The organism is Polaromonas sp. P1_H6, assembly GCF_056405195.1.
The window spans coordinates 1-12,483 of record NZ_JBFUCN010000037.1 but is presented as its reverse complement, the minus strand read 5'-3'; the positions used below and the strand labels follow the sequence as shown (position 1 = coordinate 12,483).

The following is a 12,483-nucleotide window of genomic DNA, read 5'->3' as shown; positions in this document are numbered from 1 at the left end:
TTAAAACCATGAGCATTCAAACCGACGATTTCTCTTCCGGCGACTTTCCGCCCGCCAAACGCGTGATGTCGGCCGCGCCGGCCTCGCCCGGCGAGGAGGCCATCGAACGCGCGCTGCGTCCCAAGCTGTTTGACGAGTACGTGGGCCAGACCAAGGTGCGCGACCAGCTCGAAATTTTCATAGGCGCGGCCAAAAAGCGCAACGAGGCGCTGGACCACGTGCTGCTGTTCGGCCCGCCCGGCCTGGGCAAGACCACGCTGTCCCACATCATCGCGCACGAACTCGGCGTGAACCTGCGGCAGACCTCGGGCCCGGTGCTCGAAAAACCCAAGGACCTGGCGGCGCTGCTCACCAACCTCGAAAAGAACGACGTCCTGTTCATTGACGAAATCCACCGCCTGAGCCCGGTGGTGGAGGAAATCCTCTATCCCGCGCTCGAGGACTACCAGATCGACATCATGATCGGCGAAGGCCCGGCGGCGCGAAGCATCAAGCTCGACCTGCAGCCCTTCACCCTGGTGGGCGCCACCACGCGCGCCGGCATGCTGACCAACCCGCTGCGCGACCGCTTCGGCATCGTCGCGCGGCTGGAGTTCTACACCCCCGACGAACTCGCGCGCATCGTCAGGCGCAGCGCCAAGCTGCTCAACGCGCCCATGGACGAGGAAGGCGGCTTTGAGATCGCCCGCCGCTCGCGCGGCACGCCGCGCATCGCCAACCGCCTGCTGCGCCGCGTGCGCGACTATGCCGACGTCAAGGGCAGCGGCCACATCTCGCTGGACATCGCCAACAAGGCGCTGGCCATGCTGGACGTGGATCCGCAGGGCTTTGACGTGATGGACAGAAAACTGCTGGAGGCTGTCATCCACAGATTCGACGGTGGGCCGGTGGGTCTGGACAACATCGCCGCCAGCATCGGCGAGGAACGCGACACGATCGAGGATGTGATCGAGCCCTACCTGATCCAGCAGGGCTATCTGCAGCGCACGCCGCGCGGGCGCATCGCCACGCTGGCCGCCTACCGCCATCTGGGCGTGGCGCCGCCGGCCAGCGGCAACGACATGTTCAACGCCTGAATATGGGGCAGTGGGTGGCCTTGTCGACGGCGGCAGACCCGAAGGCGGCCTGGACAACATCCAGCGCTGAACAGCGCTTCTTCAACTCAACGGTGCTGGGCGTGACGGTGGCGATCCTGCTGGCCTATGCGCTGAGCGGTGTGGTGTTCGGCTACCTGCCTTTGTTTGTGCTGGAGGGCTTCGCCATGCTGCAGGGAACGGCCGCGTGGCTCGGTGCGGCCGGGACCACGCTTCTGGCGCTGGGATGGGCCACGCACCTGGTGCAGCGCCATTGGTCGAGTGCCTCGCCGGCTGCGTGCACGACGTTTCGCTACATCTGCTACGTTGCCGTGGCCACCTGCGTGTGTGTCCTCGCCCTGGCGGAAGTGTCAGGCGGTCCCCTTTCCAGACTTCGATGGAGCGGGCTGGCACCCACGTCAGAATGGCTGTTCGCGCCTCTGCCCTGGATATGGCAACAACTGCTGCCGCTGGGATCGCCCAAGGTGACGGGAAAGTTTTTTTTCGCGGGCGGCGCAAGCTTTGTGCTGGCACTTTTCTTCCTCAAAATCGAGTGGCGAAGGGCGTTTATGTTTTTCTTTGGCGTGGCCACTTGCATCATGGGGTTTTATTTCCTGGGCGATGCCGCGCTTGACTACAGCGCGGCACGTGGCCTGCCCGGCGCGTCACCGGACTATGCCAAGGAGCTGAAAACCAACCCGGGCCACTACAACGCCTGGAATTTTCTGTCCTGGCTGGGGGCGCTTGCCTGCCTGGCCTATGGGGTGCTCATGGTGTCCATATCCCTGGTCATCCACGAGCATGACGTCGAAGCCTTGGCCGCGAGATCATGACGCCACGGTTTTACTTCCGGCTTTTCCCGAGGCTTGCGGATCGTATGCCTGCCGCCCTCCTGGGCCTGGCCTGCATGCTGGCCGGTTGCGCGGCCACCGGCACTCCGCCCACACCGCGCACACCCAACCCGGCCGTGCCGCTGGCGGCCACTTCCAGCCTGCCGGAATTCCCCGAGCTGTTCAAGCAGATGAGCAAGCTCTACGCCGACCACCCGCAGGCGCCGAAGATGCAGGACGGCGACGGCATGGGGCAGAAGATTTCCATCGCGCGCGTGCGCAAGCCGGGTGCGCTGGGCGCGCTGCAAGCCTGGCGCGCGCAAGGCCTGCACGGCCGTGTCGTGGTGATTGCGCTGCTGGACGCCGAGGGCAAGCTGCTTGACGCGCGCGTGCTGTCGTCCACGCACGCCGAGCTCAACGAGGCGGTGCTGCAGTCGGCGCGCGAGGCCGAGTACCGCGGTGGGCGCATCAATGGCGCGGCCTCGGCGATGTATGCCGTCTACGGCGTGAACTTCTAGAAGTAAGCCCGCAACTCAGGTCAGCGCGCCGCGCGCATCGACCCGGAAGATGCGCTGCACGGTGCCGCTGCGCAGGCCGCCCGTCACGGCGATCATCACGTCGTGCAGGTTCACGGTCGGGTCGCAGTGCCCCGGGATCAGCCACAGCATGCGGCCCAGGCCGGGCAGGCGCGTGCTATCACCGGCCGGCCGCAGGATGCCGTGCTCGTCGCCGCCGTTGAAATACTCAAGCTCGCTTTCGGCGTCGAAGGCATGCACCAGCGGCAGGCCGGAGTCGATCGCATGGCTTTTGTGGCCGGCGTCGCAGACCGCGTGGCCGCCGTGCGTGCTGATGACCTGGGTCTTGATGAAGAGCGCGTGCTCGAACTGCGGCTGGGCCGCGTCGCGCTCGTTTTTCGCGTAGTCGGCGTCCATGAACATGAAGGAGCCGGCCTGCAGCTCGCCGTAAACCCCGCTGGCCGCTTCCAGCATCAGGCTGCCGGTGCCGGCGCCGGTGACCAGGTCCACCGTGATGCCCTGGGCCTCGACCAGCTTGCGCGTGAGCACCACGGCCTCCACGGCCTTGGCGATGGCCTCGCGCCTTTCCTGCCCGCTGCGCATGTGCTGGGCCTTGCCGTGGTAGGCCTGCAGGCCGGCAAAGCGCAGGGCCGGGTGTTTGCGGATTTCCAGCACCAGCGTGACGGCGGCGGCGCCGGGCTCGACCCCGCAGCGCCCCTGGCCCACGTCGATTTCGACGAACACGTCGATCACGGTGGCCACGCCGGTGGCGCTGCGCGCTTCGGTCATGGCCTGAGCCAGGCGGATCACGCCTTCGGTGCTGTCGACCGCGATGGCGAGCCGGCCGCCCTGGGCCGCGAGTTTCTGCGCGAGCGCGGCCACGCGCGCCAGCTTGGCGGGGGCGATGACCTCATTGCTGATGTAGACGTCAGTGACGCCGCCGGCCACCATGATTTCGGCTTCGGAGGTCTTCTGCACGCAGACGCCGACTGCGCCGGCGCGCACCTGCATCTTGGCCAGCGTGGCGCTTTTGTGCAGCTTGGCATGCGGGCGCCAGCGGATGTTGTGCTTTTTGGCGAACTCGGCCATGCGCGCGAGGTTGCGTTTCATCGCGTCCATGTCGATGACCAGGGCAGGTGTGTCGATGTCGTTGACCGGCTTGCCGATCAACTCGGCCAGGCGGGTGGGCAAGGTGCTCATGAGGTGCGTCGTATCTCTTCGGGTCTTTATTGTGCGCTCAGCGGGTCGCGGGATCCGCCGCCGGGAAATGCACTGTCGTCCAGTGTGCCATCGTCCAGGTGTTGGGTGTCAGCCCAGCCGACGAGCGTAAAGCCTCCGGGTGTCCAAAGGAGGCGGTTGATGGCCGCATTGCCGAGTTCCCAGGTGCGCGGCGCCTGGATGTCCAGCCGCGTCGCGGCGCGGTAAAGCACGTCCATCACGCCGCCGTGGCCGACCATCGCGATCAACTCGCCCGGGTGGGCAGCCGCCAGGCGCTCAGCTGTGGCGACCACGCGGCTGCGCAGGGCGATCAGGGATTCGCCGCCGGCGGGCGCGAATTCGGGGTCGCGCTTGCGCCAGCGCATGGACTGGTCGGGCAGCAGGGCCGCGATCTCGGCAAAGGTTTTGCCCTCAAAGTCGCCGAAGCCGCGCTCACGCAGGCCTTCCTCGCGCGTCACCTCCATGCCCTGGATGCGGGCCAGGTACTGCGCGGTTTCCCAGGCGCGGGTCAGGTCGCTTGCATAGATGGCGCTGATGGGCTCGTCGGCCAGCGCCAGCGCCATGCGCTCGGCCTGCTTGCGGCCGGTTTCGTTAAGCGGGATGTCAAGGTGGCCCTGGATGCGGGTGTCCACGTTCCAGGTGGTTTCGCCATGGCGAATGGCGATGATACGAGTGGGTTCAGTCATGGGCGATCAGTTTCTCAAGAAACGCGTAGCGCAGCAATTCGTGCCGGGGGTCGCGGCCTTCGCATAGTCGGGTGAGCGTGGCATCACCGCAACTCATGTCAGCAGGGGCCGCGGAACCGGCTTTGCCGGGCCGCAGGCGCAGCGCCCCCTCGGGGGGCAGCGCATTACACAAAGTGAAAAGCGTGGGGGCCACATTTACCGAGGAATCTCTACATTGATTCGGCGCGTGCCTGGTGGTGGTTGCGGAAAGCCGCGCAGGGCCGAGTCCAGCATGGCGGGCAGCACGGCTAGCGTGTCACCCCAAACGCCGTCGTGCAGGGCCCGCGTCTCAAAAGTGACCTGGTTGGTCCGCAGGTCGCGCATCACGATGCTCAGGTCGCGCTTGAAATAAGGCGGCTCGGCAATCCCGCCGCCAATCGGAAACGACAGGCCGACCGAGGTGCCGCGGCTACCGCCGCCCACAAACACGCCGGTTCCAAAGCCAAAGCCGCCGTAGGGGCTGTAGCCATAAGGCCCGCGGTCGACGATCTGGGTGTTGGCCACTATTTGCACGCTATACCGCGCGGCGGGCGGGTTGAGCTCCATCCCCACTTTGGCCAGCGCGGTGCGCGCCAGGCCTTCCACATGATCCTGCGAGCTGCCCGCGGCCTGCTGCGAGGGCAGGCGCTCAAAACGATAAGGCGTGGCTGGCGCGGGAGGCGGGCCGTTCCAGTTGTAGAAGGCGGTGACATCGCTGTCGACCACGCGCACGGTGGAGCAGCCCGTCATCAGCAAAGCCATGGCGGCGATGGAAAGAATCACTGCGAATGCGCGTTTCATAAGGCCTCCAGGGTCAGGTGTTGAGGGAAAGCGCCCTCAGCGCGAAGTGATGCCCACGACGGACAGTCCCGGTAGCGCCGGCTCGCGGAATTCCTCGGCGTCAAAAGCCTTGTCGCCGTCGGCGTCGGCTACACCGGTGGCCTTGATGCCCTTGAAGTCGTGGCGCTTGTTGTCCATCAGGTGCGAGGGCACGATGTTCTGCAGCGAGGCGAACATGTTCTCGAGCCGGCCGGGGAATTTTTTCTCCCACTCGCGCAGCATGTTGCCGACCTGCTTGCGCTGCAGGTTCTCCTGGCTGCCGCACAGCGTGCACGGAATGATGGGAAATTCGCGCACCTGGGCCCAGCGCGTCAGGTCTTTTTCGGTGACGTAGGCCATGGGACGTATCACCACGTTCTTGCCGTCGTCGCTGACCAGCTTGGGCGGCATGCCCTTGAGTTTGGCCGCGAAGAACATGTTGAGGAAAAAGGTCTGCAACATGTCGTCGCGGTGGTGGCCCAGCGCGACCTTGGTGCAGCCGAGTTCGCCGGCCACGCGGTACAGGATGCCGCGGCGCAGGCGCGAGCACAGCGAGCACAGCGTCTTGCCTTCGGGGATCACGCGCTTGACGATGCTGTAGGTGTCCTGGTTTTCGATGTGGAAGGGCACGCCCAGCTTGCCCAGGTAATCGGGCAGGATGTGCTCGGGAAAACCGGGCTGCTTCTGGTCGAGGTTGACGGCCACCAGTTCGAAGTTGATGGGCGCGCGTTTTTGCAGCTTGAGCAGGATGTCGAGCATGGCGTAGCTGTCCTTGCCGCCCGAGACGCAGACCATGACCTTGTCGCCCTCTTCAATCATGTTGAAGTCGACGATGGCGCGGCCGACTTCGCGGCACAAGCGTTTTTCGAGTTTGTGGTCCTCGCGCTCTATCTTCATGCTGTTCTGCACGCGCGCGGAGCTTTCCTGCTGCTCGTACCCGGCCACCGCTTCTTCCCAGACTGCATTCATATATGCCCCCACGCTTGCGAAATACGCTGCGCTGCCCCCCGAGGGGGCCTTCGCTGCTTGAAGCGGTTCTGCGCGTCGCTCATATCGTTCGCTCCCATATCGTTCACCACTGTCCCGTCTCGACGCGAATGGCCACTTCGCAGTCGTCAAAAATTTCAAGTTTCGCGATCTTCACGCGCACGCCCAGCACGCCCGGCAGCCGCATCAGGCGATGCGCCAGCTTGCCGATCAGGCTCTCCAGCAAGTTGCTGTGTTCGGCCGTGCATTCGCTGATGATGATCTGGCGCACCTTGCGGTAGTCCAGCACATGGTGGATATCGTCGTCATGAGGCAGCAGCGGCTGTGTGCCCAGGTTCAGTTCGGCATCGACCTGGATGGGCTGCGGCGCCGTTTTTTCGTGGTCCAGGATGCCCAGGTTGGCGTCAAAACGCAAGCCGGTCAGGTTCAGGATTTGGGTGCCCCGGGTGTTGTACATGGCGCCAGTCTTGGTGGATGGGGTGGGGTGGTGTGTCAGCCGGTTCCGCCGGTTCACATCAGCGAAAAATCACGTTCGAACTTCATCAGGTGCTGGCCGCCGTCCACCAGCAGCGTGGTGCCGGTGATGGAGCGGTTTTCCAGCGCGAATTTGACCGCGGCCGCGACGTCGGCGGGCGTGGAGGAGCGGCCCAGCGGCGACAGCTTGTGCCTGGCCTCGAACTGCGCGTCGCTCAGCAAATGGCTGGTCAGCGTGAGGCCGGGCGCCACGCCCACCACCCGCACCAGGGGCGCGAGCGCCAGCGCCAGCATGGTGCCGGCCGCTTCCAGCGCGGCTTTGGAGAGGGTGTAGCTGAAAAAATCGGGATTCTGGTTCCAGAGCTTCTGGTCCAGCAGGTTGACCACGGCGCCCTGGGCGCCTTCAGCGCCTTGCGCGCCGCGTGCCGCGATGTGGGTGTGCAGCGCCTGCGCCAGCAGCACGGCGGCGCCGGTATTGCTGTGCAGGTGCTTGTCCAGGGCTGCGAAGCCGAAACTGGCGGCGCTGTCCTGCTCAAAGGTGGAGGCGTTGTTGACCACCGCATCGACCCGCCCCATGCGCGCGGCCACGGCCGGCAGCAGGCCGCGCACCGCAGCCTCGTCGCCCAGGTCCGCCTGGAAAGCGGCCGAGGCGCCGGCCAGCCTGGCGCAGTCGGCGACGGTGGCTGTCGCCTCGGCTTCGGAGTCGCGGTAGTGCACCGCCACCTGCCAGCCGCCGGCTGCCAGCGCCAAGGCGATCTCGCGCCCCAGCCGCCGCGAGGCGCCGGTCACGAGGACCACGGGGGGAGAAGACGGAACAGGGTTCATGGGCGGGCGTCGAGGCTCAAAAAGGGTGGCGGGGCGCGGGATGAGGAGGCCGTGGGGATCGCCGACAATGGCGGGTGGTGACCCATGACCCCGACGACCGATACCCCTATTTTAACGACCAGCCTCGCCGCCCACATCGCCAAGGCCATTGAGGCCGCCGGCGGCTGGCTGGGTTTTGACCAGTTCATGGCGCTGGCCCTCTACACCCCGGGCCTGGGCTACTACGCGAACGATTCGCGCAAATTCGGCCTGATGCCGGGCACCGGCAGCGATTTTGTCACCGCACCCGAGCTGTCGCCGCGTTTCGGCCAGGCCCTGGCGCGCCAGGCGGCCCAGGCCCTGGAAGCCACCGGCACGGCCGAAATCTGGGAGTTCGGCGCGGGCTCGGGCGCGCTGGCGCAGCAGGTGCTGGAGGCGCTGGGGCCGCGGCTGGAGCGCTACACCATCGTGGATTTGTCAGGCAGCCTGCAGGCGCGCCAGCGCGAACGGCTGGCCGCCTACGGCGACAAGGTGCAGTGGGCGACGGCGCTGCCGCCCAGGATGCACGGCGTGGTGCTGGGCAACGAGGTGCTGGACGCCATGCCGGTCAAGCTGCTGGCGCGCCTGCAAAACACCTGGCACGAACGTGGCGTGGTGGTGCATAAGGATGGTTTCCTCTACGCCGACCAGCGCACGGAATTGCTGCCGCCTTTCGACGTGGAAGGGGCACACGACTACCTTACCGAAATCCATCCCCAGGCCGAAGCTTTTGTCGCCACACTGGCCGACCGGCTGGAGGCCGGCGCGGTCTTTCTGCTCGACTACGGCTTTCCCGAGCATGAGTACTACCATCCGCAACGCAGCATGGGCACCGTGATGTGCCACCGCGGCCACCTGGCGGACGCCGACGCGCTGGCCGACGTGGGCAGCAAGGACATCACCGCGCACGTCAACTTCACCGGCATCGCGCTGGCCGGCCAGGAGGCCGGGCTGGAGGTGCTGGGCTATACCAGCCAGGGGCGGTTTTTGCTCAACTGCGGCCTGGTCGACGGCATGGAAGATGCGCCGCTGGAGCAGCGCGTCATGGTGCAAAAACTGGTCGCCGAGCACGAGATGGGGGAGCTCTTCAAGGTCATCGCTTTTGGCGCCAAAGGCGGCCCGGTGTGGGAGCCTGTCGGCTTTGCCGCCGGCGACCGCATGCACACCTTGTAGTTTGCAGTTTCGGTTGCACCGCCCTAGGCATTTGGCCGGCGCAGCGTCAGCGAGATCAAGCCGCAAAGCAGGCAGATCGCCGCCGCGGCGAAAAATGCCGCATGGTAGCCGCGGAGCAGAGCGCCGGGCAGCGCGAGGTCCCCGGCCATTGCGTGGGCCAGGGTCGCCAGCACGGCCACGCCCATCGCGCCGCCCAGTTGGCGCGCGGTGTTGGCAATGCCGGAGGCCATGCCCGCATCTTGCGCCGGCACACCGCCGGTGACGGCATGCGTGGCCGACAAGATCACCATTCCCAAACCAAAACCCGCCAAGAGCGTGGGACCCAACACTTGCGTCAGGTAGTCAGCCTGCAGCGGCAGGATGCCCAGCCAGGCCAGCCCCGCAGCGGCAAGCAGTGACCCCCAGAACGGCAGCAGCCGGCCTTCGCCCCTGGCCATGTTGCGCGAGAACACCAGCCGCGCTGCGGCCAGCACGATGCCCATGGGCAGCATGGCCAGGCCCGTGTCGTGCGCGGTGTAGCCGGCGACCTGTTGCAGCACGGTGGAGATCAGGTAGATCGAGGCTGTAAGTGTGGCGCCCAGGCACAACATCAACAGGTTGCCGGCACGAAGATTGGGCAGGTGGAAGATTGACAACCGCACCAGCGGATGGGCGCTGCGCGCTTCGATGGCAAAAAAAAGGCCCATCAGCACCACTGAGGCCGCCAGGGCGCCTGCGGCGTCCGGCGAGCCCCAGCCCTGGCCCATGGATTGCGTGATGCCGTAAATCAGCGCGCTGCAGCCCAGGGTGGCGGTGACTGCGCCCGGGATGTCCAGCGGTGGGCGCTGCGCGCGGATGGGCGGGGCCAGCAAGCTGCTTGCGACACCGGCCATCAATGCCAGCCCCACCGGCACATTGACGAACATGACCCAGCGCCAGCCCGCGCCGTCCGTCAGCAAGCCGCCTGCGACCACACCAAAGGCAAAGGCCGCCGAATTCAGCGCGGCCCACAGCGACAGGGCGCTGGCCCGCGCCTGTTTGTCGTGGTGCGTTGCGGCCATGACCAGCGCCATCGACGAAGTGGCCAGCACCGAAGCGCCCAGGCCTTGCACGGCGCGGGCCACCAGCATCAGCGTGCCGTTGGCGGCCAGCCCGCCGGCCAGGCTGGCCAGGGTGAACAGCGCCAGCCCTGCTTGCAGGACGGGCCTGCGACCGTAGAGGTCGCCGGCGCGGGCAGCCAGCAGCATGCAGCCGCCGAAGCTCAGCAGGTAGGCATCGACCACCCATTGCTGGGCGATGAGTGACAGCTGCAGGTCGCGCTGCATGGCGGGCAAGGCTACGTTCACGATGGAGCCGTCCATGACCACCATAAAGGAGGCCAGGCAAGCCAGGGCGATCACCACCCACTGTGGATGTTGCGGGCGGACGAGGGGCGGCGGCGGGGTGGCAGCGGGGGTGCGGGAAGTGGACACGGTTATTCCTCTGGACTTGGATGAAGCGGCGCCATGCGCCGGGCAAACCAGTGTCAAAGCACCGCGAGAAAGTCTGGTAACGTTGTTTAGACTAAAAACAATGAATTTGAGCCATGCCTGCCTCTTTCGCCACCGCTGCTTCCTCTGCCGCCACGTCCCAGGACACGGAAACGCCCAACCGGGCGCTGCGTGAATTCAGCGAGCGCAGCGACGGTCCCGCGCTGTTCGCGGTCTGGGGCGAAGACAGGCCGGACAGCATGTTCCAGCTGGGCACGCGCGAGACCGGTTGGCACAGCCATGTGCGCGGCCAGATCTTCTGCATCGACAACGGGCTGGTGCATGTGCGTACCCGGCACGGTTCCTGGCTGTTGCCGCCGCACCGGGCCGGCTGGATCCCGCCCGGCGAGCCCCATATGGCCAGCATCAGCGGAGTGATGCGCGGCTGGAATATGGTGGTCACGCCCGACGCCAGCCGCGGCCTGCCTGCCGTTCCCTGTGTTATCGGGGTCAGCGAAGTGATGCGCGCACTGGTGCAACGCGCCGTCACCTGGACCTGGGAGGAAGAGCTCCAACCCGGGCAGGAGCGCATGATTGCCGTGCTGCTGGACGAGATGGCCCGCGCGCCGCACGAGCCGCTTCACTTGCCGATGCCATCCGACCGACGCCTGCTGCGCATTGCCCGGGCCATCCTGGCCGGCCCTCAGGACGCGCGCACCTTGGCGCAGTGGGCGCAGTGGGCCGGTTTGTCGTCGCGCACGCTCAGCCGCCTGTTTTTGGCGGAGGCCGGCATCAGCTTTGCCCAATGGCGCCAGCAGGCCAGGCTGGTGCATGCGCTTGAGCGGCTGGCCCGGGGCGAAGCCGTCGCAACCGTGGCCGACGCGCTGGGGTATTCCACGCCCAGCAATTTCATCGCGATGTTCCGGCGCTGCTTTGGCGAGTCGCCGGCCCGCTACTTTGCCCACCGCCGCACCGAAGGCTCTAAACTGGCCCCATGATCCGCTGGTTCATCGTCATCTTCCTGGCCCTGGTGCTCATCAGCTGGTTCAGCCCGCTGCTGCAGAAGCTGGGTTTCGGCAAGCTGCCCGGCGACCTGCGTTTTCGCCTGTTCGGGCGAGAATGGTTCATCCCGCTCACCACCACCATCCTGCTGAGCTTTATCGCCAGCCTGGTCGCCAAAATTCTTTAAGGAAGCACTGCCCACCATGAAAGCCTGCGTCGACCTGGGAGGCACCAAGATCGCGGTCAGCCTGATAGAAGCCGCGCAGGACATCAGCCTGGCCCAGGCCTCGCTGGCCCTGCAGTCCCGCCGCGTGGAGCCCACCGAAAAAGCCGGCCCACCCGACACCGTCGCGCGCCAGGTGCTGCGCATGCTGGACCAGGCTTGCGAGGCCGCCGGCGTCCGTCAGCAGGACATCACGGCCGTCGGCGTATCGTCCTGCGGCCCTTTTGTGGTGGCGGACGGCATGCTGGAGGTTTCCAATCCCAATATCTGCGGCGGCTTGGCCGGCCCGGCGCGCGGCCTGCCCAACGACTGGGTCAGCGTGCCGCTGGAAGCGCCGCTGCGCAGCCGTTTTGCCGAAAAACTTCGCCTCGAAAACGACGGCATCGGCGCCCTGCAGGCCGAGCGCCGCTGGGGCGCGCTGCAGGGGTACAGCCACTGCGCCTATGTAACCTGGAGCACCGGCATCGGCTTCGGCCTGTGCGTGGACGGCCGCATCCTGCGCGGCAAACACGGCAACGCCGGCCACGCGGGCCACACTTTTGTCAGCGACCAGAGCGACGCCCTGTGCGGCTGCGGCAACATGGGCGACCTTGAAGGCGTGGTCGCCGGCAACGCAATCGCACGGCGCTTTGCCGGCGCGGGCTATCCCGGCGCCTCCGCGCTGTTCGCCGCCGCGCAAGCCGGCGACGCAGCCGCGCAGGCCATCGTCGACGAACTGTGCCGCGTGCTGGGCCGCGGCCTCTACAACATGGTCGCCACCCTGGACCTGGAACGCATCAGCCTGGGCGGCGGCGTGTTCTGGAACCACCGTGACTACCTGCTGCCGCGCCTGAGTGCGCAGATCCATGGCAAGCTGCCCGCGTTGACGGATGAGTTTGAGCTGGTGCCGGCTGGGCTCGGAGAGCGGGTTGGGGATTTTGGGGCTTTGGCGTTAGTAAGTTGAGGTTGCCGGGTCTTGCGCCGGCTGTCCGCGCTCCCTCTGTTCTCTCTTCTAAGTTTTGCTGGCCGGGGGTTGCCCGGCAGCAAGTAACTTTCTTTTGCTTCGCCAAAAGAAAGTCACCAAAGAAAAGGCGACCCGCAGTCTGGGTCCCTGCGCTTCGCTACGGGCAACCTGCGGTGCTCGAGCCAAGCGGGGTCCGGCTAAACTCGCTTCGCTCAGACAACGCCGGCCCTG

Annotated in this window: 14 protein-coding genes; 7 read left to right on the top strand and 7 right to left on the bottom strand. The window is 66.4% G+C overall.

The features are described 5' to 3' along the window. Positions 1-8: 8 nt before the first annotated feature. From ruvB to AC1D1F_RS22700, 3 genes are read left to right on the top strand one after another with little or no spacing between them, the layout of a single operon-like run. On the top strand, positions 9-1,076 hold the full coding sequence (gene ruvB, locus AC1D1F_RS22710; protein WP_436156084.1) for a Holliday junction branch migration DNA helicase RuvB: 1,068 nt from the start codon (positions 9-11) through the stop codon (positions 1,074-1,076). 2 nt (positions 1,077-1,078) lie between these two features. Beyond that, positions 1,079-1,906 (top strand): hypothetical protein, encoded by an 828-nt coding sequence (locus AC1D1F_RS22705; RefSeq protein ID WP_477696926.1) that lies wholly within the window; start codon positions 1,079-1,081, stop codon positions 1,904-1,906. Between the two features lie 44 nt (positions 1,907-1,950). Further along, positions 1,951-2,421, top strand: a complete 471-nt coding sequence (locus AC1D1F_RS22700) for an energy transducer TonB family protein (protein WP_477696925.1) — start codon at positions 1,951-1,953, stop codon at positions 2,419-2,421. A gap of 15 nt (positions 2,422-2,436) precedes the next feature. Here AC1D1F_RS22700 and AC1D1F_RS22695 read toward each other — a convergent pair whose 3' ends face one another. From AC1D1F_RS22695 to AC1D1F_RS22670, 6 genes are all read right to left on the bottom strand, one after another. Then, the gene (locus tag AC1D1F_RS22695) at positions 2,437-3,618 is read right to left on the bottom strand and encodes a DSD1 family PLP-dependent enzyme (protein ID WP_477682865.1); all 1,182 of its coding nucleotides are present in this window, start codon (positions 3,616-3,618) and stop codon (positions 2,437-2,439) included. Between the two features lie 26 nt (positions 3,619-3,644). Then, positions 3,645-4,322 carry a histidine phosphatase family protein gene (locus AC1D1F_RS22690; RefSeq protein WP_477677473.1) on the bottom strand — a complete coding sequence of 226 codons (678 nt, stop codon included), beginning with the start codon at positions 4,320-4,322 and terminating at the stop codon, positions 3,645-3,647. A 195-nt stretch (positions 4,323-4,517) separates the two neighbouring features. Continuing rightward, on the bottom strand, positions 4,518-5,141 hold the full coding sequence (locus tag AC1D1F_RS22685) for a DUF4136 domain-containing protein (protein ID WP_477677474.1): 624 nt from the start codon (positions 5,139-5,141) through the stop codon (positions 4,518-4,520). A gap of 36 nt (positions 5,142-5,177) precedes the next feature. Further along, entirely contained in the window at positions 5,178-6,128 is a 951-nt protein-coding gene (gene ttcA / locus AC1D1F_RS22680) for a tRNA 2-thiocytidine(32) synthetase TtcA (protein WP_477700847.1), read from the bottom strand. 103 nt (positions 6,129-6,231) lie between these two features. Then, on the bottom strand, positions 6,232-6,603 hold the full coding sequence (locus AC1D1F_RS22675; RefSeq protein ID WP_477654964.1) for a dihydroneopterin aldolase: 372 nt from the start codon (positions 6,601-6,603) through the stop codon (positions 6,232-6,234). A gap of 53 nt (positions 6,604-6,656) precedes the next feature. Then, positions 6,657-7,445 carry an SDR family oxidoreductase gene (locus AC1D1F_RS22670; protein ID WP_477677476.1) on the bottom strand — a complete coding sequence of 263 codons (789 nt, stop codon included), beginning with the start codon at positions 7,443-7,445 and terminating at the stop codon, positions 6,657-6,659. Between the two features lie 84 nt (positions 7,446-7,529). On the opposite strand from AC1D1F_RS22670, the gene AC1D1F_RS22665 reads away from it, so the two are divergent. Then, complete coding sequence (locus AC1D1F_RS22665; RefSeq protein WP_477677477.1) at positions 7,530-8,636, top strand: class I SAM-dependent methyltransferase; 1,107 nt, start codon at positions 7,530-7,532, stop codon at positions 8,634-8,636. A gap of 23 nt (positions 8,637-8,659) precedes the next feature. Here AC1D1F_RS22665 and AC1D1F_RS22660 read toward each other — a convergent pair whose 3' ends face one another. After that, the gene (locus AC1D1F_RS22660; protein ID WP_477677478.1) at positions 8,660-10,087 is read right to left on the bottom strand and encodes an MFS transporter; all 1,428 of its coding nucleotides are present in this window, start codon (positions 10,085-10,087) and stop codon (positions 8,660-8,662) included. A gap of 113 nt (positions 10,088-10,200) precedes the next feature. On the opposite strand from AC1D1F_RS22660, the gene AC1D1F_RS22655 reads away from it, so the two are divergent. Genes AC1D1F_RS22655 through AC1D1F_RS22645 form a run of 3 tightly spaced genes read left to right on the top strand, consistent with a single transcriptional unit; the run spans position 10,201 to position 12,252 of the window. Continuing rightward, positions 10,201-11,082, top strand: a complete 882-nt coding sequence (locus AC1D1F_RS22655) for an AraC family transcriptional regulator (RefSeq protein WP_477677479.1) — start codon at positions 10,201-10,203, stop codon at positions 11,080-11,082. Further along, positions 11,079-11,273: a DUF2905 domain-containing protein gene (locus tag AC1D1F_RS22650; protein ID WP_436156073.1), complete on the top strand. Its 195-nt coding sequence runs from the start codon at positions 11,079-11,081 to the stop codon at positions 11,271-11,273. The genes AC1D1F_RS22655 and AC1D1F_RS22650 overlap by 4 nt, the downstream gene beginning before the upstream one ends. Before the next feature lie 16 nt (positions 11,274-11,289). Then, the gene (locus AC1D1F_RS22645; RefSeq protein ID WP_477677480.1) at positions 11,290-12,252 is read left to right on the top strand and encodes an ROK family protein; all 963 of its coding nucleotides are present in this window, start codon (positions 11,290-11,292) and stop codon (positions 12,250-12,252) included. Positions 12,253-12,483 lie beyond the last annotated feature (231 nt).